Source organism: Saccharothrix carnea, assembly GCF_003014735.1.
GTDB lineage: Bacteria > Actinomycetota > Actinomycetes > Mycobacteriales > Pseudonocardiaceae > Actinosynnema > Actinosynnema carneum.
In genome coordinates, this window is record NZ_PYAX01000026.1 from 1 (window position 1) to 20577 (window position 20577).

The 20577-nt window shown below is 74.1% G+C and carries 11 protein-coding genes; 5 read left to right on the forward strand and 6 right to left on the reverse strand.

Annotation, left to right across the window (positions count from 1 at the left end; translation table 11 throughout):
- Window positions 1-221: 221 nt before the first annotated feature.
- Window positions 222-998: a DUF899 domain-containing protein gene (locus B0I31_RS38100; RefSeq protein WP_106620242.1), complete on the reverse strand. Its 777-nt coding sequence runs from the start codon at window positions 996-998 to the stop codon at window positions 222-224.
- Between the two features lie 229 nt (window positions 999-1227).
- Between B0I31_RS38100 and B0I31_RS38105 the strand changes: the two genes are divergently transcribed.
- On the forward strand, window positions 1228-3111 hold the full coding sequence (locus B0I31_RS38105; RefSeq protein WP_181320752.1) for a caspase family protein: 1884 nt from the start codon (window positions 1228-1230) through the stop codon (window positions 3109-3111).
- Between the two features lie 4 nt (window positions 3112-3115).
- On the opposite strand, the gene B0I31_RS42835 is transcribed toward B0I31_RS38105, so the two are convergent.
- On the reverse strand, window positions 3116-7390 hold the full coding sequence (locus tag B0I31_RS42835; protein WP_146174108.1) for a hypothetical protein: 4275 nt from the start codon (window positions 7388-7390) through the stop codon (window positions 3116-3118).
- A gap of 60 nt (window positions 7391-7450) precedes the next feature.
- Here B0I31_RS42835 and B0I31_RS38115 point away from each other — a divergent pair, with 60 nt between their 5' ends.
- Genes B0I31_RS38115 through B0I31_RS38130 form a run of 4 tightly spaced genes read left to right on the forward strand, consistent with a single transcriptional unit; the run spans window position 7451 to window position 13405 of the window.
- Window positions 7451-7837 (forward strand): hypothetical protein, encoded by a 387-nt coding sequence (locus tag B0I31_RS38115; protein WP_146174109.1) that lies wholly within the window; start codon window positions 7451-7453, stop codon window positions 7835-7837.
- A 5-nt stretch (window positions 7838-7842) separates the two neighbouring features.
- Window positions 7843-8550 (forward strand): SMODS-associated NUDIX domain-containing protein, encoded by a 708-nt coding sequence (locus B0I31_RS38120; RefSeq protein WP_106620246.1) that lies wholly within the window; start codon window positions 7843-7845, stop codon window positions 8548-8550.
- Window positions 8547-9665, forward strand: a complete 1119-nt coding sequence (locus B0I31_RS38125; RefSeq protein ID WP_106620247.1) for a hypothetical protein — start codon at window positions 8547-8549, stop codon at window positions 9663-9665. The genes B0I31_RS38120 and B0I31_RS38125 overlap by 4 nt, the downstream gene beginning before the upstream one ends.
- On the forward strand, window positions 9662-13405 hold the full coding sequence (locus tag B0I31_RS38130; protein ID WP_106620248.1) for a CHAT domain-containing protein: 3744 nt from the start codon (window positions 9662-9664) through the stop codon (window positions 13403-13405). Before B0I31_RS38125 ends, B0I31_RS38130 begins: the two co-directional genes overlap by 4 nt.
- A 7-nt stretch (window positions 13406-13412) precedes the next feature.
- Here the strand turns inward: B0I31_RS38130 and B0I31_RS38135 are convergent, their stop codons facing one another.
- The 4 genes from B0I31_RS38135 to B0I31_RS38150 are packed head-to-tail and all read right to left on the reverse strand — an operon-like array spanning window position 13413 to window position 20543.
- A complete protein-coding gene (locus tag B0I31_RS38135; protein ID WP_106620249.1) occupies window positions 13413-14660 on the reverse strand; it encodes a hypothetical protein in 1248 nt (415 codons plus the stop codon).
- Window positions 14657-17047, reverse strand: a complete 2391-nt coding sequence (locus tag B0I31_RS38140; RefSeq protein ID WP_106620250.1) for a CHAT domain-containing protein — start codon at window positions 17045-17047, stop codon at window positions 14657-14659. Before B0I31_RS38140 ends, B0I31_RS38135 begins: the two co-directional genes overlap by 4 nt.
- Window positions 17044-18165: a hypothetical protein gene (locus B0I31_RS38145; RefSeq protein ID WP_106620251.1), complete on the reverse strand. Its 1122-nt coding sequence runs from the start codon at window positions 18163-18165 to the stop codon at window positions 17044-17046. The genes B0I31_RS38140 and B0I31_RS38145 overlap by 4 nt, the downstream gene beginning before the upstream one ends.
- Window positions 18162-20543: a CHAT domain-containing protein gene (locus tag B0I31_RS38150; protein WP_146174110.1), complete on the reverse strand. Its 2382-nt coding sequence runs from the start codon at window positions 20541-20543 to the stop codon at window positions 18162-18164. Before B0I31_RS38150 ends, B0I31_RS38145 begins: the two co-directional genes overlap by 4 nt.
- Window positions 20544-20577 lie beyond the last annotated feature (34 nt).

Consider the following 20577-nt stretch of genomic DNA (forward strand, 5'->3'; position numbering starts at 1 on the left):
CCCACAACTCATCGGGCACCAGACGTCGAGACAACTCGTCCACGAACCCCGATCATGCACCAACACATGCAAGACCCACGTGAGACACGCTCTTAGGCTGGTCGAAGCCGGGCAGGCTTGGCGGGCGCTTTATCCGCCGGGCCTGCCCGGCTTTGGCCTGCCTGGAGTGCCCGTAAGGGGCCCCATGTCAAATCGAGCCGAACCCAACCACCGCACCCACCTCAGTGACAGCAGTCCCCCCGCCCTTCACCCTGCCCCTCGGCCTCCCCGCCACCCTGCCTCCCACCCTGCGTCTCCGCCACCTTGTCCATCCACTCCTGCCCAGGCCCCGCGTCCCCGTACTCGTCGTGCCAGTTCCACCACTCGTACGCCGGCGCCTGCGGGTAGCCCTCGGGCGAGTCCTCCCACTCCTCCTGCCTCCCGAGCGCCGTCATGTCGAGGTAGCTGAACGTGCTGCCCAACGCCTCGTCCCCGCGTTCGTTGATGAAGTACGTGCGGTACACCCGGTCGCCCTCGCGGAAGAACGCGTTCGTGCCGTGCCACTCGTCCACGCCGAAGTCGGCGTCGAAGTCGTCCAGGATGGTGACCCACGGCATCCGCCAGCCCATCCTCGCCTTCAACCGCCCGATGTCGGCCTGCGGCGCGCGCGAGGCGAGCACGAGGCTGGTGTCGCGGGCGTGCAGGTGGGCGACGTGCCCGACCTGGTCGGCCGTCACGAGCGAGCAGCCACGGCACGCGTGGTCGGGCCAGCCGAGCACGCCCGGCTCGTAGAACGCCCGGTAGACGACCAGCTGACGGCGGCCCTCGAACAGGTCGAGCAGGCTCATCCGGCCGCCTGGCGTGTCGAACGCGTACTCCTTCTCCACCGCCAGCCACGGCATCCGCCGCCGTGCCGCCGCCATCGCGTCCTTCGCCTTGGTCAGCTCCTTCTCCTTGACCAGCAGTTCCCGGCGGGCTTCCTCCCACTCCGACGCGGAAACGACCGGAGGGGTCTTCATGCGTGCGGGTGTTGCCGTGCGACCTGCATCGGCGCGGACCATGACGACCTCCTACGAGTAGCAACCATTCAGTTGCGACACTATGGCAACCGGATGGTTGCGTCAACCAGGCCGGAACCCGCCTCCGCGCACCGCACGTCAGCCGGTGCAGCCACCCGTCCACGTCCGGCACACGGCCGTGCTGCAGGGCGACCACTTCAGTGCCCTGGACCTGACTAGGGTTCCTGCGGTGGATCGGAACCAGGGTGGTGGCGCGCGGCGGGCGCTGGTCGTCGCCAGCGAGGTCGGCGGCCTGTCCGGCTGCGAGAACGACGCCGACGCCATGGCGTCCCTGTTGCGGGCGAACCGGTTCGACGTCGTGCGGCTCGGTGGTGCGACCGCGACCCGTGCGGGCATCCTCGCCGCTTACGACCGGCTGGTGCGGGATTCGCGGCCGGGGGACGCGGCGGTCGTGTTCTTCGCCGGGCACGGCGGACTCGTCCCCGGTGAACCGGAGCTCCGGTTCATCCAGCCCACCGACATCGACGACAGCACCGAAGACGACTTCCGCGGCGTGCTCGCGGAGGAGCTGAGCGTGCTGCAGTGGCGGCTGTCCCTGCGCACGGCCAACGTCACGACGATCCTCGACTGCTGCTTCTCCGGCCGGATGTCGCGCGACTGGCCCTCGGCGGGCCTGAAGGCGCGGGCCAGGGACGGGAAGTGGCCGCCCGGCGGCATCGAGGCGCGCAGGCGGGCGGCGGCCGAGGAGTTCCGCCGACTGCGGGCGGCGCACCCGCGGGCCGAGTGGTACGACGCCAACCCGCACGCGGTCCGGGTGCTCGCGTGCGGCCAGGGCCAGCTCGCCCACGAACGCCGCTCGCCCCGGTTCGGGCGGGTCCACGGGCTGCTGACCGCCGCACTGGTCGCCGAGCTGACCGACGCGCCGGACCGGACCTGGCAGGACGTGGCGGACCGCGTCCGGCTCGGCGTGCTCAACCTCAACCCGTCCCAGCGCCCGGAGGTCGAAGGCCCGGTGGACCGGGTGGTGTTCACCGAGGACACGGACGCCGTGGTGCCGACCTTGCCGGTGAGCGTCGACCTGCTCACCGGGCAGGCCCGGGTCGACGGCGCCTTCCTGCACGGCCTGGACAGCGGTGACGAGCTGCTGCTGGTCCCGGTCGAGCGCGGCGCGGAGCGGCTCCGGGCGAAGGTCGGGGTGGTCAGCGGCGGTTCGGCGTACCTGACCGTCGAAGGGGACGCGGCCGTGCCCGAGGGCGTGATCGCCCGGCGGGTGGGGCCGAGGCGGTCGAAGCAGGTCGTCCGGGTGGACAGCCGATCCGGCCCGCCGCCCGTCGACCTGGTGGCGGCGCTGGCGGAGGTCGCCGAGGTGAGCCCGGACGGTGGGACCACAGGCCTGCTGGCGACCGTGGTCGTGGCCGAAGGCCGCTACCGGCTCGACGACGCCGAGGGCCGGGCGCTGCACGCCGACTGGCGACCCCTGGACGGCCTCGGTCTCGGCCGCCTGCGGCGCGAGGTCGGGCACCTCGTCACCGCGGCACGGCTGCGCGACCTGTCATTGCGGGCGGACGAGGACGGCTTCGACGCGCCGGTGGAGTTGGCCGTCACCGTCGTGGGCGGTCGGCCGTGGTCTCCGGAGGACCCGGTCGTGCACGTCGGCGAACGGCTGCGGATCCGGGTGCGCAACGACGCGGAGAGCGGGAAACCGGTCTACGCCAACGTGGTCGACCTCGGTGTCGGTGGCCGGGTGACGATCCTGAACAGCGCCGAGCCCGCGGGCGTGGAGCTGTTCGCCGGCACCGGGCGCCCGCTGGGTGCCGATCCTGGTGGCCACGAGCCGGGCCTGCCGCTGACCTGGCCGCGCGGGCTGCCCGCCGGGTCCGCGCGGTTCGAGACGGTGCTCGCGGTGTTCTCGGACAGCCCGCAGGACCTGCGCGGCCTCACCCAGGACGGTGTCGGCCACCGCGGGCGCCCGCGGTCGGCGTCGGAAGAACTGGCCGAGCTCCTGCGGCCGGGACGGCGGGACCTCGGCGGCGGCGACCCGGCAGCGGTGCGGTTCGTGATCAGGAACCTGACCTTCCTGCTGTGCCCCGGCGGCGACGCCTGCGCCCACTGACACCTCACCGTCCGACGCGTTCGCCCGACCGCCGCTCCACGTCCTCGGTCAACTCCACCAGCACCTCGCGTGCCGCCCGCGACAGCCCCGGGACGGCGAGCCGGTCCACCAGCCACCGCGCGATCGCGGCCGGTTCCGCGAACGCCGCCGGCGTGGCCGGGCCGGGGGTCCACAGCGTCACCGCTTGCCGTGCCGCCACGCGCAGCCGTTCACCGCCCTCCACCGCCTCCAGCAGCGGCACGCAGTCGCCGAGGTAGCCCGCACCGATCAGCCTGCCCTCGCGCAGGCTCGGGTGCTGCGCGTCGAGAGCGGTGTCGCGCAACAGCCGGACGACCTCCGCCACCTCGTCCGGCCGCTCGCCCCGGTCGTGCGCGAGCCGGGCCAGGTACCCGAGGGAGGACAGCACGTCGGCGGCCGGCGCGAGTTCCAGCACGCCGTAGCGCGGGCTGCTCACCAGGACCGGTTCGTGGTCGGCGCACTCCGCGACCAGGCGCCGGACGCGGCGCAGCGCCTCGGTGAGACCGGCGGCGGCGACCGCGACCGCCCACCGCGGGGTCGCGCCGTCCTCCAGCAGCCCGCCGGGATCGGCCGGGGCCCCGTTCGGACGGCGTCCGTCGCGGTGGAAGTCGTCGGCGGCCAGGGCGTCGAGCGCGGACGAGCCGGCGCGGGCGCGGGCGATCGCGGTGGACCACGGCCACGTCAGCCGTTCCCGCACCCCTCGCCCGGCCAGCGTCGCCGCGCACGTCTCGGCGAGCCGGGCACCTTCCGCCGGGTCGACCGCGGCGACGGCGTTCAGCAGCGCGGCACACCCCTCGAACCGGTCCTGCTCCACCACCGGCACGAGTTCGCGCACCACCCGGACCACGTGCGACAGCGCCGCACCACCGGCGTGGGGCAGCGCGGCGGCGGCGATCAGCAGCAGGTGTCCACCGGACTCCGCCGACGCCGCCGAGACGAGGTCGTCGGCGTGGTCGGGCAACGCCCGGTGCGCGACCAGGTTCGCCTCGCGCACGGACAACGCGGCCAGGCCGCGCACGGCCTCGGGGTCGGCGTCACCGGCGAACACGCCCAGGCCGTGCAGCGAGTCGGCCACCTCGTCCGCGATCTCGTAGCGGAACCTCCGGTCGAGCAGGATCTCCGGGTCCACCAGGTGCCGCAGCAGGTTCACCCGTTCGTCCTGCAGCGACACCTTGCGCGCGACCACGGCCGTGCGGGGCAACGCGGCCTCGACCACGGCGAGCCGGTCGCGCAGGTGGCGGAGGTAGGCGTCACGCAGCCGCGGCGGCACCGCCGCGTCCAACCGGAGCAACGCCGACCACGCCTCGGTCGCGACCTCCCAGGCCGGGTCCGTGACCAGTTCGCCGATCAGCAGCTCCAGCCCCGGCACGCCGGTCACTGTCACCGCCCGCAGCGCCGCCACCTTGGTGGCGACCGGTGCGCCCGGGTCCAACGCGCGCACGGCCACCTCCCGGAACGCCTCGTCCAGCCGGTTCCGGTCGGCTCCGGGGTACAGGCCCTTGCGGATCGCCGCCATCCCCTCGAACGACCCGGTCTCGGCCAGCACGCGGTAGGCCTCCGGCGTGCCCAGCGCGACGAGCGCCCGCACCGCGCGGTCGACCTCCACGCCGCCGCGCCACTCCTGGCCGAGCACCTCCCGCTGCGCCGCGAGGAAGCGCGTCACCAGTTCGGCCGGCGGGTGCCGGCGACGGGCGAGCAACGCGCCCGCGAACGGCGGGTCCGCGCCGATGGCCTCGGTGACGATCGCCTCGATGATCCGGGAACCCGTCCAGGCGAGGTCCACCGCGATCAGGCAGGCCTCGCGCCAGCGGAACCGGCGTGCCCGCCGCCGCACCTCGTGGTCCGGCATGCGATCCAGCGCCAGCGCCCCGAAGTGGTCGAGCCGTGCCTGCGACCGGAACGCCCGCGCGTCGCCCCAGTCGTCGAGCACCCGCGCCGCGAGGTCGACCAGCTCGTCTTTCTCCTGCTCGTTGAGACCCGCCGTGAACACCGCGGCGCTGGTGAGCGCGATGTGGCCGGTACGGATGAACTCCGCGAGACCCGCGGGAAGCTGCAACACGCGGTGCGCGTCCGGCCAGGTGGCGGAAAGCCGGTCGAGGAGCAGCCGGCCGTACGCGGGCTGGGTCCGTCGCAGCACGACGAGCCGCTCGATGTGGTCGTAGACCTGCTGCGGGGTGAGCGGTCGGATCCGCACCTCGGGGAACACCGGCGGGGCTTCGCCGCGTCCGAGCACCACCACGGGCGTCCGCGGATAGCGGCGGCGCAGGCCGTGCAACCAGCGGACGACCCGCGTACGTGCCTGCGGTGGGAGCAGGTCGACATCGTCCACGACGAGGTGCAGCGCGCCGAGCACGAGCAGGGAGCGGACGGGCAGCACGTCGTCTCCCCGGTCCGCGATCGCCCACGCGTCCACGTGCGCCACCATGCGCATGGGAGCGTCGAACGCGGTCCGCTCGCGATCGCCCACCACGTCCAGCGCCATCCGGTACGCGAGCGCTCGCATGGCGGTCGTCTTGCCCGCACCGGACTCGGCGATCAGGGCGCACTCCGCCCGGTCGGCGACGAGCCGCCAGACCTGACCGTACTCGCCGTCGTCGGCGTCGCCTGCCAACTCGACCAGTTCGACGGCCTCGTCGGCGAAACCGATCACCACCCGGCCCGCCTCGTCGCGGCGCGTGTCGCGGAGCACCCGGTCGCGCAGCTCGTCCACCCCGACCGCCGGGTCGACCGCCGCCACCAGCGAGGCCGCGAACTCCACCGCTTCCTCGGTGGCCGGGCGCAGCACCGACGTGACGGCGCGCAACGCGGGCTCGACGTCCGCCCAGTGCGTGAAGGGGCCGGTGTCCGCCAACCACTCACCCGCCACCGAGGCGACCGCGGCGGCCACGCGCAACCGCTCGTCGGTCTGCTGCTCGTCGTCCCACTTGACCGTCCGGTGCGCGCACAGCAGGAGCATCGCCGCGTGCGCCGCCCACCACTCGTCCGGGAACGGGTAGGACTTCGCCGCCTGCGCCCGGATCGCGAACACGACCCGGAACGCGTCGGCCACCGCCCCGTCACCGACGAGGTCCGCGCACGCCGTCCCGACCTCGTCGGCCGCACCGCCGAGCGAGAGCAGCCGACCGGCGAGGCCCAGCGCCCGTTGCAGCCGCACCAGGTCGGCGAAGCCCAGTGCCGAGTGGACGTTGCGCAGCAGGCAGACCTCCAACCAGGCCGCGTCCACCAGCACCGGCTGCCCCTCGGCGGTGCGCGCGTAGTCGATCAGGATCACCTGGTCGCCGACCGGCACCACCATCGCGTTGCGCGGGTTGAGGTCGCCGTGCACGACCGCGCGCACGCGGCCGAACCTGCTGTCGGTCAACGCCTTGTGCAGCCCCGCGAACGGGTCGGCGCACCGCACCCCGTCTGCCACCACCGCGTCACCGTCACGGTCGAAGGCGGCGAACGCGCCCGCGATGCGCTCGGCGTGCCGGGCGTACCGGGTCCGCACGACGTGACCGCTCACGTCCGGGGTGCGCTCGCCGCCCTCCACCCGGATCGTGATGTCGTCGACCCGGCCCAGCGGTGAGCCGTCCGCCCACTCCACGTCGTCGAGCCGGATCGGGTCGCCCTCCCGGACACCGGCCCGACCCGCGGACGTCAGGAAGACCTCCTCGGCGTACGTGTGAGGGCCGTCCACCTCGCCCGCGCGGATCACCGCGTCCGGGCCGAGCGTGTGGTTCAAGTCGCGCAGGGACTTGTGCTTGAGCGGCTCCGCCCGGTGGTGGAACGGCGAGGCCATGCCGGTGAAGAGGCGCTCGATCAGGCGGACCGCGAGGTCGGTGTCGCCGCCGCGGACCAGGTCCTCCAGCGTGAGCGCTTCGGTGTCCGGGCGGCCGGCGAACTGCGCCACGTGGTCGTACACCAGCGCTTCCAGCCGGTCGGACGAGCCGGTGGCCGGTGACCACGCGTCGATCGGCGCGCAGACGACGTTGAGGTGGGGCTGCACGATCTCGGTGAAGTTCCGCCGCTCCGCGAGCAGCTCGGCGGCCGGTCCGATCTTCGCGATCCGGCGCAGCTGCTGGTCGCCGCGGTGCAGGAGCAGCTGCGCGACCACCGCGCCGCTGAGGCCGCCGCCGATCAGCCCGGTCACCTCGACGTGGTCGGGCGTGACGCGCCACCCGCCGGGACGCCCGCTCGGCGGAATCCGCCGCAAAGCCGCCCGTATTTCCGCAATCCTGCGGTCCGGGAGGTCGAGGTCGGGCGCGAAGGTGAGTTCCACGTCCACCACTGGGCCCCCGTTCGAAGCGGAACGTAGAGTCTGCCGGCAGGGTGGTACCCGGTGGCACTCGACATGGCTGGGAGCGGGATGGGTGACGCGGCCGAGTGGGCGCGGATCTGCGCGGAGTTCCAGGAGATCCTGCGTGACGCCAACCGGTTCGGGTTGCGCGCGCGGCTGACGCGGCTCGTGGAGCGCACGCGTTCCGGTACCCGGGCGCTGGCGGACTGGCGCGTGCTGCTGGCCGACCTCGAGCGGCTGCGCGCGGCGGAGGAGTCCGGCGGGTCGCGCAACGGCGACTCCGGCCGGCCGTGGAAGTCGTGGACCGCCGCCGCGGAGACCGTCGACCACGTGTGCCCCGGCGGTGTGTGCGACCGGTCGGCCGCACGGGTGCTCGGGCGGGCGCCGACCTGCGACCTGCTCGCGGCGGCCATGAGGCCGAACGGGTAGCCGGCATGGGCTCGCTGGTCTTCCGGCAGGGACCCGGGCCGGGCCGGGCGCGGCCGGGTCGCGCCGTGCGGATCTCCTACTGCGCGTTGCTGCGGATCCGGGACGACGACCGGTTCGTGCTGTTCCACACCGCGTCCCGGCCGGGCGCCTACGCGCCGCCCGGCGGTGTCTTCAAGTACTTCCCGCCGGCGGTGGGGTTGCTGGAGGGGCTGGGCTTCGAGGCCGAGCGGTCGACCTCGCGCGGCGCGCGGACGCGGGCGGACCTGCGCGGCGTGCTGCCGCTGCGGTCGTTCACGGGCTTCCGGCAGTGGTTCGCCAGCGGCGCCTACCGGGAGGACGCGCGGGAGTGCCTGCGCCGTGAGCTGACCGAGGAACTGGGCGAGGTGGGCTTCCCCGAGCTGGGCGACCGGGTGCGTGAGGTCGCGCTGGCGCACGTGCGGACCGTGTCGGAGGGCCCGTACCCGGTGCCGGACGAGGACTACCGCCAAGCGCGTCTGTTCGAGGTGCACGACCTGGTGGTCACGGACGGTGCCTCGGAGCGGCTGCGGGAGGCGCTGGTCGCGCTGAGCACCGACCCCGGTGTCCCGACCGTGGTCAGCGCGACCGCCGGGGAGATCGCGCACGGCCGGGCCGGGCACGCGCTCATCGCGCCGCACACCGCCTACCTGGTCGGCACCCGGCGCACCAGGGCCGACCTGCCCCCGGTCCGATGACCGCGCCCGAACGGCGCGAGGTGGCCGCGCACCGGTGGTCGGCCGGTGGCACCCGGGCCAGGCCGGTGACCACGGCGGCTGTCGGGCGGCCCGCCCTCGGCGTGGACGGCGACGGCCGGGTGCTGATGACCGTCCCGGTGGAACTCGGCGACCTGCCGACCGGGTGGCGCCACACCGCGGTGTTCCTGCGCGTCGGCTTGGAGGACAACGGGATCCGGCCGGTGGACCTGTGGTGCGACGCGGGCGTGCCGGTGGCGGTCTCCGGGCTCGGTGATCGCACGTTCGGCTGGTTCCTCGGCGGTTTCACCGACCGTCCGCTCGACCTGCGGCGCTTCACCGCGACCGCCGCGCTGGACGTGCCCGGGGGTGTCGCCGCGCTCGCGGTGCAGGTGCGGCTGGACGCCTCGGTGACCGGTCGGCCGGTTCCGGTGCTGCCGCTGCGGAAGATCCGCCACGTCCGGGTCGAGCGACCGTGGGAGTTCACCGCCCCGCTGCCCGCGGACCGACCGGTGCCGGTCGCCCGACCGTCGACCGCCGTGCCCGCCGACACGCCGACCACGCGCCTGTGCCTGGCCGCCGACGTGGAGAACTACCGCCGGTTCCGCAACCCCGAGGCGGCCCGGGCCCAGGAGCGGTTCCGCGAACTGCTGACCAGGGCCAGGGAACTGGCGGGGGTGGACGAATCGGCCGTGCGGGTGGAGAACGCGGGCGACGGGCAGTTCGCCGTCCTGCCCGCGGGCCTGGACGAGACCGCGGTGATCCCCGGGCTGGTGGCGGGCCTGCGCACGGCGCTGCGGTACGCGAACGCCGACCTCAACGACCACGCCCGGCTGCGCATCAGGGTGGCGTTGCACCGGGGCACCATCGGCGCGGTGCCGAGCGGGTGGGTCGGCACGGCCGCCATCGCCGTGCACCGGATGCTGGACTCCGCTCCGCTGCGCCAGGCGCTGGCCACCGCACCGCGGGCCGACCTGGCGGTGATCGTGCCGGATTCCCTGTACCGCGACGTGATCGCGCACGGCTACGGCGACCTCACCCCCGAGTCGTTCCACCCGACCACGGTGGAGCTTCCGGACAAGGGTTTCACCGAGCCCGCCTGGATCCACGTCCCGTGACGGCCGACCCCGACCCGCGCGCGTTCACGGCAGCGGCCGTGCCTCTCCTGCAAGCCGCCGAGGCCACCGGTGACGCGGAGGCGCTCGACCGGGGGATCGCGCTGCTCGCCGCAGGGCTGGAGGCCACCGGGGATGACGACCCGATGCGCGCGGCCCGGCAGGGGAACCTGGGCAACGCCTGGTCGCTGCGCTTCCACCTCCGCCGCGACCCGCACGACCTGCGGACCGCGCTCGACCTGCTCACCGAGGCGACCGGGCGCACCGGCCCCGGGCACCCGCACCGCCCGAACACCCACCTGTTCCTCGGCGTCGCGCTGCTGCGCGGGCTGGACCTGGCCCCGCGCACCGAGGTGATCACCGCCGCCGTGACGGCCCTGGAGGTCGCCGCCGCCGAGGCCACCGACAACCGCCCGCTCTACCTGGTCAACCTCGGCAACGGGCTGCGGATGTCGTTCGAGTGGCAGGGCGGCCGGGAGGACCTGGACCGCGCGGTGGCCGTGCTGGAGGAAGCGGCCCGCCTGGCACCCGCCGACCCGGTGGCGGTCGGCGCCCTCGGTGGCGTGCTGTCGCGCCGGTACGCCGCGACCGGCGAGGTCCGGGACGGGCTGCGGGCGCTGGAACTGCTGCGCGCCACGGTGGACCCGGTGCCGGCGGGACATCCGGCGCGGATCGTGGCCGGGTGCAACCTGGGGCACCTGCTCGTCGAACTCCACCAGCGGACGGGCGGCGCGGGCCTGGTGGACGACGCGATCACCGTGCTGGACGACGTCCTGTCGACGACAGCGCCCGGCCACCCGGAACGGTCGCGCTGCCTGCTGGGGCTGGGCACGGCGCTGCGCCTGCGTGGCGCCGAGGCCGGCGACGTCGAGGTGGTCGAGCGGTCCGTCGCCGTGCTGCGCGAGGCGGCGGCGGACGGCGGCGTCGACCACGCCCGCCAGGCGTTCGCGCTGGCCAACGCACTGCGGGTGCGGTTCGACCTGACCGGGGCGCGCGACGCCCTGGCGGAGGCCGTCACGCACTACCGGTCGGCGGTCGCCGCCGTGCCCGGCACGAACCCCGACCACGTCGTGTTCACCACCGGGCTCACCGCGGCGCTGCGGCTGTCGTTCGAGCACACCGGTGACGTGGACGCGCTCGCCGAGGCCATGCGCGCGCACGAACGCGTGGTGCCGACCGGGACGCCGGAGGTGCTGAGCGGGTGGAGTGCGCTGCTGCGGACGGCGTTCCACCGCAACGGCGACCTCGCCGTGCTGCACGAGTCCGCCCAGGCCGCGCAGCAGGCGGTGGACGCGCTGGAACCGGGCAGCCCGCGTCGTCCGGTGCTGTTGTCCAACCTGGCGATGACGATCACCGACCTCGCCGGGCGCACCGGTAGGACCGACCTGCTCGACCACGCCGTCACGATCGCCGAGGCCGCCGTCGACGCGACACCGCCGGGGCACGCCGACCACGCGACCCGCGCCACCAACCTCTCGACCGCGCTCGTCACCCGGTTCGAGCTGACCGGCGACCTGGCGGCGATCGACGCGGCGGTGCGCGTGGCCCGTGCCGCGGCGGACGGCCACACCCGGCCGGACCCGCGCCGGGCCGCATACCTGACCAACCTCGGCAACGTCCTGGTGCGCCGGTACGAGCACACCGGGGACACGCCGTCGCTGCACGAGGCGGTCGCCGTGCAGCGGGACGCCGTCGAGGCCGCCACCGAAGGCCACCCGGACCGCGCCCGTGCGCTGGCGAACCTGGGTCACGCGCTGTCGGTGCGGTTCGAGGCGGAGTCGGCGGACGACGTGCTGAAGCAGGCCGTAAAGACGCTGGCCGCCGCCGTCGACGCCTCCGCCCCCGGTGACCCGTCGCTGCCCGGACGGCAGGGCAACCTCAGCTCGGGGTTGGTCGACCTGCACCGACGCACGGGCGAGGCGGAGCTGCTCGACCTGGCGATCGCGCTGCGCCGGGAGGCACTGGACGCGCTGGACCCGGCCCACCTCGACCGTGCGACCCACCTGAACGGCCTCGGCATCGCCCACCTGCGCCGCTACGAGGCCACCGGCGACCGGTCCGACCTGGACCGGTCGATCACCGCGCTGGAGCGGGCCGTCGAGGCCGCACCCGCGGGCGACCGGCGGGCAGGCACCCACCTGTACAACCTCGGCAACGCGCTGGCGACGCGCGCCCGGCGGCACGACGACCGGGACGCCACCGGACCCGCCCACCACGCCTACCGCCGCGCGGTGGCCGAGGTCGGCGCGCCCGCGCTGATCCGCGCCTCGGCGGCCCGCGCGTGGGGCGGGCTGATGGCCGAGGTGGGCGACCACCCGGCCGCCGTGGAGGGCTACGAGCAGGCCGTCGAGCTGCTGGACACCCTCGCCTGGCGCGGTCTCGGCCGTCGTGACCAGGAACTGCTGCTGACCGGGTTCGGCGCCGTCGCGGGCGAGGCGGCTGCCGCGGCGATCTCCGCGGGACGGCCGGAGCGCGCGGTCGAACTGCTGGAGCAGGGGCGTTCCGTGCTGTGGAACCAGGTGGTCGGGGTCCGCCGCGACCGGGGCGGGATCGGACCGGGGACGACCGCCCGGTTGGACCGGCTGAGGGCGGCGCTGGACGGTGCGACGGGCGACGCGGACCGGCGCCTCGCGTTGGCCGCCGAGTGGGACCGGCTGGTCGCGTCCGTGCGGGAGAGCGGGTTCCCGGACTTCCTGCGCGCGCCGTCGTTCGACCGGCTCCGGGCGGTCGGCGACCACGGGCCCGTCGTGGTGGTCAACGCCGCGTCGAGCCGGTGCGACGCGCTGGTCGTCGCCGGTGGCCGCGTCGAGGTCGTGGAGCTGGGCCGGCTCGACCCCGGCGAGGTCGCCCGGCTCTACCTGGACACCGCCGAGCGCCTCCGCGACTACCCCCACCTGTCCCGTGCGCACCGGGCCGAGGTGGACGGCAGGCTGCGGGCCGTGCTGGAGTGGCTGTGGCGGTCGGTCGCGGCGAAGGTGCTCGACGCGGTCGGTGACGCCGACCGGCTGTGGTGGTGCCCGGTCGGACCGTTCGGCCTGCTCCCGCTGCACGCGGCGCAGTGGCACGATCCCGTGGCGCTGACCGACTCCGGCGTGCTCGACCGCGTCGTCTCGTCGTACACGCCGACGTTGCGCGCGCTGCTCGAGGCACGGGAACGGCCCGAGGTGGAGGCGGACGTGCTGGCCGTCGCCCTGCCCGAGACGCCGGGCAAGCCGCCGTTGCCGCACGCGGTGGAGGAGGTCCGGTCCATCGGCCCGGCCCGCAGCGTGCTGGACTCCGCGCGGGCGACCGTGACGGCCGTCCGCGCGGCAGTGGCGGAGCACTCGTGGCTGCACTACGCCGGGCACAGCAGCCAGGACCTGCGCCACCCCGCCGCGACCCGGCTCGACCTGCACGACGGCGGCCTGGCCGCGATCGACCTGGCCCGGCTGGACCTGTCGGCCGCCGAACTGGCCTACCTGTCGTCGTGCGAGAGCGGCCTCGGCGGCGCGGACCTGCCCGACGAGGCGATCCACCTGGCGGGCGCGTTCCACGTCGCCGGCTTCCGCCACGTGGTGGCGAACCTCAACTCGGTGGGCGACCACACCGCCCGGCTGGTCGCGGGCCTGGTGTACGACCGACTGCGCGCCTCCGGACGCCTGACCGCGACGCACGCCGCCCGGTGCCTCACCGAAGTCCTCCGGGAGGTGCGGACCGACCACCCGCTCGCCGCCTGGGTCGGCTACCACCACATCGGCCCCTGACCGGCCGTCACCCCTCGGCGTCGAGCCCCAGGTACCGGCGGATCATCGCGCGCGGGTGGCGCAACTGCTCGGGTACTTCGTCCTTCAGCGCCAACGACTTCAACGGGAACTCGTAGAGCTGCCGCGCGGCCGCCGGGTGCCACCGGCCGAGGCAGTTGTGGACGTGCGCGACGACCAGGTACCGCGTCGGGTGGGCCGGCCCGTAGTACCGCAACGCGGTTTCGGCGATGTCGAGCAGCATGTCCGCCGCGGTGTCCGGCTCGCCGGCCGGGAGGTGTGCCATGGCGAGGTCCGCTTGGACGTGCAGGGTCGTCGGGTGGACGGGGCCGAGAACGGATCGGCTGAGCGCCACCAACTCCCGCAGCGCGTCGTGGTGGGCCCGCCAACTCCCGCCCACGGGCTTGTCCAAGAGCTCCTGTCGCAGTGACTCGACGCGGGTGCGGTCCTCGGTGTCGTGCGGTACGGCGAGCGGGATCCGCTCGTGCCGGGGCAGCGGCTCCCGGTACAGGTGGCGGCGTCCGTGGCGGGAGATCGCGTCGCTGGTGTGCATCCCGGCGACGAGGGTGACCTCCTTCCCACGCCGGTGCAGCTCCTCCGCCGAGTCGGGCGTGGCCAACCAGGTCACCGCGTACCCGGCGAACTCGTCGACCGCGTGGTCCAGCTCCCGCTGTGCCGGATCACGCGGACGTTCCGGGCTCAGGTCGACCACGAACGCCACGAGCACCCGGACCGCCCGGACGAGTTCCGCCTTGTACTTCGCCCTCATCGTGGTCCGCAGCGCGTCCAGCTCCGGTGGGAGCCGATCCGCGAAGCGCAGCGTGCGCGTGCAGGCGCCGATGCGGCTCAGCATGACGCCGTAGTCGAAGTAGCGACCTCGCCGGGTGCCGACCGCTTTCCGCGCGACGCCGAGGAACTCTTCGAGCCGGACAACGATCCGCTGCCGCTCGTCCGCCCGCTGCTCGGTGATCCGGTCCGGGTTCTCGCCGGGACCTGGCACCCCGGCCAGCAGTTCCTCGAACCGGTCGACCGAGGCCGCGTCCACCCCTCGCGCACGCAGTTCGTCGGCCGCCCAGCCGCCCAGGTCCCGGATCCGCTCGACCTCCGGTTCCGGGTGACCACCGGCGACCAACCCGGACCACTCGACGTAGGCGCAGTAGACGTCTTCGAGGCAGAAGCCGATCCGGAACTCAGGGTAGGACTCGACCCCGGAGGCCGGGGCCGGTGGTTCGAGGTCGCGACGTCCCGCCCCGGTCACGCGGCACCGAACAGCTGGAAGCCCGCCCAGTGGTACGGGTGGGCGGTGGCGGGGTTCGCGGCCATCCGCCGCTGCGCCTCGCGCAACGCCGCCGCCGGTGAGGCGGGCGTGGCGAGCGCCGAGTAGAAGTACCGCATGAGCAGCGCGGTGGAGAGGTCCGACACCGCCCACAGCGGCGCGAGGACCTGACGGGCGCCCGCCGTGAGGAACGCGCCCGGGAAGCCGACGTACTCCGAGCCGAACGCCACCGAGCCGGTACCCGCGTGGCACGCCGCGAGAACCACCAGCCGTGCCCTGAGCCGGTACCGCGCCAACTCGCCGTACCACAGGACTTCCGGGTCGTGCGCCGGTCCGGCCAGGAGCAGCGCCGAGAAGTCGGGGTACTCCGGGAAGAACAGGCCGTGGCAGGCGATGTGCGCGACGTCCGCGTCCGCCAGGTTCGCCATTGCCCGGTGGTAGCCCAGGTCCTCGCCGAGGAGCGTGAACGAGTCGGCGAACGTGCCCGCGGCGTGGCGGATCTCGTCACGCGCGTGGCGCAGGCTGCCGTCCGGGTCGCCGAAACCCACGAAGCGCTCCACCCGGCGGTCGAGGTGGGCCGCCCCGAGCAGCCGGGCGAGCAGCGACAGGCTCGGCACGCAGCTCACGTCCCGACCGCGCAGTTCCACCGGTGCGAGCGCGGCGAGGGGAATGCGCCACAGCGCCTCGGACGGGACGACGACCAGCCGCGCACCTTCCCGCACGTGCTTACGCAAGGGCCGCACGACGTGGTCCACCAGGTAGGCGACCGACGCCGCGCCGCCCGGGGTGGCGGCCTCCGGTGCCGACAAGTGGCTCAACGCGGTGTCCACGTGGTCCTGGACGCGCTCGTGGTCCACCTGACCGATGAGGCGGCAGTCGTCGCGGGAGATCAGGAAGACTGCCCCTGACGACGCGTACACGACGACCCGATGGTCATCTGCCAGCAGCGTGCGAAGGGTCCGCACCGGGACGGGCGGTGGGGTGGTGGTCGGGCTGCCCTCGGCGGACAGGAGCCACCGCTCGGTGTCGTCCTGAGCCGACCGCTCGTGCTTGAACGCTTGGAGCAGCAGGCGCCGGGTGCGCTCGGTCGGCTGGACGGCGAACCGGCCCAGCAACTCCGCCAGGCGGACCGGGCGGGTCTCCTCCAGCAGGCCGGGGTGCCACCGCTCCCACCACCGGTGCGCGTCGGTCTGCACGAGCAGGGCGCGGCTGCTCGCCAGCTCGTTGAGGTCGACGGCCCGCTCGGGTCCGCCCGACGCCAGCGCCGACCTGACGGCGGCGTCGTAGACCAACTGGTGCGCCAGGGACAGCTCTCGCTGCACCGCCTGGGATCGCGCGTACCTCCGGAGGTCTTCGACCTCCCGCACCAAGCGGTCGATCAGCTCGGTGGTCTCGTGCGTCGGACCGTTCCGCGCGAGGTCGACCATCGTGACCGCCGCGCGGAACGCAGGGGTGTCCCGGTCGTGCACCGGGACGCGGCGCTCCTCGTAGAACGCGAGCTTGCCCGCGCACATGTCCCGGTAGAAGTCGGCGTGGAAGCCCAGCAGCCCGGCGTGCTCGACGCACCAGCGCAGACCGCTGATCGTCCGGTCGAGGTCGTCCGACCGCATCGTGGTGGAGTACTCACGCCACCACCGGCCGCTGTCGGCGTCCAGCAGCGCCAACCTCTTCAGCGCGACGTCCAGCCGCAGCGGTTCCGAGGTGTGGGTCAGCACGGTGACCATCGCCACCAGCGCGTGGCACTCGCCCTCGACGTCCGCGGCCCGGCGGTACGCCTGCACGGCCTGTTCCGCGTGCTCCAGCTTCCGCCCCCGCGCGCCCGCGATGTTCGGCGGCAACGCGAAGAGCCCGAGCTCCGCTTCGCCTTCGACGCCCGGGTTCCCCTCGACGCGGGCCTGCCGCACCGCCTTGGTGAACGCGTTCCGTGCTTCCTCGGTGCGACCTTCGGCCTTCAGCCCCCGTGCCGTCGCCACCCACCGTGCCGCGTCTGGCGGCCCGTCGTCCTCGGGCAGGTGGGCGCGAGGGTGCTCCGGGATCAGGTCCAGGTCGTAGTCGCCCAGCCGTACGGCTGTGAACATCCCGAGGTGGCCGGCGAAGTAGTGCGTTGTACGAGCGTCCGCGCCCGCGTCCCGGCTGAAGACAGCGGCGCTGTCGACGAGCCGTTCCGCCTCGTGGCTCAGCAGTTCGGGCCGTGCGGCGATCATCCGGATCTTGGTGCGCGGACTGCGCTGCACCAGCACCGCGATGACGGCATCACGCACCTCCTCCGGGATGAACTCACCTCGTCGGGCGAGTTGGTGCCAGGCCGCCGTGATCACGTCGACCACGACCACCCGTGCGGCCGCCAGGCCGTCCTCGTCCGCCGTCACGACGACGCGCTCGTCATGGTGCGCGACAGCGCCTCGGCCGCCTCGCCCCGCCCGGTGGCGCGGAGCACCCAAAGCGCGCCGTGCGCGACCGCCAAGGTGACTCGGTGGTGCTTGCCGAGGTGTGCCACCGCCTCGGTGACCGCGTCCAGGGCCAGTTCGGCGCACAGCGGGTCGCGGCCCAGTACCAGCAGCGCCAGGCTGAGGTCGGACTTGATCAGGAACACCCGGGGGTCGTGCGGGCCGACCGTGCGGCGCGCGGTGACGAGCAGGCCGCGCAGGCACTCCTCCGCGGCCTCGGGGTGGTGGCCGAGCAACGCCTCCCGGCACGCCGCGTGCCGCCGGTCGAGGTCCGCGACCGGGTCGGGCGCCGGTCCGTCGGTCGTGGGCGCGTCGCGACGCACGGCGAGGAGTAACGGGTTGGACTCCGTGTAGGTCATGCCGATGGCGGTGAACACCGCGTCCACGTGCTCGCGCGTGGTGCGGTTCCAGTCCGGTGCGCCGTCGTCGAAGGCGATGATGTCGTCCACGAGCACGGAGATCGACCGGACCAGTGACGTCGGTGCCGAGGCGGTCGAAGCGTGCCGGACGAGCCGGAGCAGGGTGTGCGCGAACACCGGCACGATCCGGCGCAGTTCCACGAGGTAGATGCCGTGCAGCTCCCGCAGCGGTTCGGGAGGTGGGCTCTGGGTGAACTCGAGGCACAGGTGCAGCTTGGCGAGGCCGACGCCCAGGTCGTACCAGGGCACGGCGTCGTCCGGCAACGCCAGTCGGAGCGTGTGCATCAGGTCGTCGAAGAGCCGTTCGAGCGACTGGTCGCCTTCGGCGCCGGCCGCCGTGGTCGTCGGCGCCGGGCCCAGCAGGTCGTCCAGCCGGTGCACCAGGCCCGCGCCGTCGGGCAGGGACCAGAGCCCGGTGCGGACCCGGTCGACCTTGTTGGCGTACCCCTCCGGCAGTCCTCCTCCGACGCCGAGCGCGATCAAGTAGGCTCGTTCGCCCTCACCGAAGAAGAAGTACAGCTCTTCGATGTCGATCCCGAGCCTCAACGCCTCCGGTACGGCGTGGTCGTCGGCCGGTGGTGGTGGCGGGGTGAGGTCGCGACTCGTCGGCGTGTGGGTCATGGCAGCCCGAACAGCTGGAACGCGGCCCAGTAGAACGGGTGCGCGGTGGCCGGATCGGAGCGCACGGCCCGCTGTGCGTGGCGCAGTGCGCCGGCTGGACCGGCTTCGGCCGACACCTCGTGGAAGTGGGCCATGAGTCGTGCGGTCACCCGGTCGTCCACCTGCCACAGCGGACCGAGGACGGCACGCGCGCCGGAGACGAGGAAGACGCCGGGCAGGCCGACGTACTCGTTGCCGGGCAACGCTTTCGACAGTCCGGCGTGGCAGGCGGCGAGCACGACGAGGCGTGCCCGCAGGCTCAGGCGCACCAGATCGGGTGCCCACAGCAGCTCCCGCTCGCTCCCGGTACCGGCGACGTGCAGCGCCGACAGGTCCGGGAACTCGTCGAACGCGATGCCGTGCGACGCGATGTGGACCACGTCGGCGTCGGACAGGTCGGCGCGGAAGTCCTCGACGTCGATGCCCGCGCCGGTCTCGACGGTCCGGTCGTAGAACCGGCTCGCCGCGTCCGCCAGCTCCCCGGCGGCGTGCGGCAGGCTGCCGTCCGGGTCGCCGATGCCGACGAACCGCTCGACCCGCCGGGGCACGTGCGGCCGGGTGAGCAGGTGGTCCAGGACGGACAGGCTCGGCACGTACGACACGAGGTGGTCCGTGTCGAGCGGTCGGTCGCCCAGCGCGCCGAGCGGCACGCCCCACAAGGGCTCGTTCGGCACCACCAGGACCCGGCGGTGGCCGGCGACGGTCGCACGGACCGGGTCGACGCACGCCGCTTCGAGGTCCGCCGCTGGCTCCGCCGGGTCACCGTCGTCGTGGTCCGGGGTCGAGGCGAGCCGCCGGTAGTCGGCGCACCAGCGCTCGACAGCCCCGGTGTCGAAGTCGGCGACCCTGGTGACACCGCCCCGGGTGACCGCGTAGACCACCCCGATCGGTGCGTACACCAGCACGACGTCATCCTCGCCGAGGTGCTCGGCCAGCCGGGTGGCCGGGACCGGCGGCTCGGCCCGGCGCGCGGCCGACGCCGTAACCAGTACCTGGTGCTCGGCGGCGGCCAGCGCTTCGCGGAGGCGGTGCAGCGCGGTGTCCAACTGCTGTCGTTCACCGGTGCCGCCGCGTTCGGCGTCGGTCAGGTACCTGACCGCCTGCCGCCGGTAGAGGTTCGGCAGGACGAGCAGGTCGGCACCGGCGTCGCGCCACAGGCGGTGCGTCGTCAATCGGGCGAGCTGGCTCCGGCTGGTGTTGAGCTCCACCAGGTCGAGTGCTTCGGTCGGCGTGCCGGCGCGGTCGGCGGTGACGGCGGCGAGGTGGTGCAGCGGTGCGAACGAAACGGACAGCGCGAGGTGCGACACCTCGGTCACCACGGACCGGCGGCGTTGCTCGGCCAGCAGCACGGCGCGCCGCAGGCGGTCGGCGGCCTCCTCGGGCCGGTCCCGTTTGAGCGCCAGGATGGCCGCGAGGAACTGGTCCACGGCGGTGTCGTCGGTCGTCTCGGGCACTACCGCGTCGTCGATGAACGCGAGCTTGCGGGCGCACTCGTCGCGCCAGTGCGCCTGCGCTTGCGGCTCGGCGCCGACCAGGTGGATCGAGTCGACGCACCACTGCAGCGCGGCGCGTCCCTCCTCCGGATCGGTGAACATCAGCCTGGCGCCGCGGACGTACTCGCGCAGCCACGTCGCGAGGTCGGCGTCCAGTTCGGCGAGCAGCCCGCGGTAGTGGTCGGACCGCGCGCTGCGGGGTGCCACGACGTCGGAGTCGATGGCGAGGACGGTGAGGGCGTGGCGCAGCTTGGCGCGGTCACCCGCCTTGCGGTACGCCGCGGCGGCTTTCGTCGCGTGGACCAGGGCCGCCGCCGTGTCGCCGGTCGCCCGGTCGCCCCGCACCGCCTCCCAGAGCAGCATCTCGGTGTCGGCCGCGAGCGCGTGCCACCCCCGCTCGTGCATCGGGGTGACCGCCCGCTTCAGGTAGGCCACGGCCTCGTCGAGCCGGCCGAGGCCGAGCAGGATGGTCCCCTCCCGCCAGTCCATCGCCACCTGGTCCGTGCCCAATTGCGACTTGTCGATGCCGGGGAAGGAGTCCTGCGACCACTCGGCCGGCACGGTCCGCCGCACGGCGTCGACCCCGCGCAGCCGGCAGTCCCGCAGCACGCGGCGGAGGCGTTCGAGCCAGCGCCGTTCCCCGGCGAGCGGAGGCTCGTCGCGTTCCCGCGCTGCTACCTGTGCGATCAGGCCGCTGAGCACTTCCTCCGCCTCGACGCCCAGCAGCACGGGCCGCTGCTCCACCAGGTCGAACAGGGCGTCCGCGTCCGCCGGCGGGTCGCGCAGGAGGTCCAGCACGGCCCGCACCGCCATCGGTTCCTGGAGTGCCGGCTCGGACTGCGTCAACCACTACTCCGAGGAATGTCCGCAATGGAGAAAA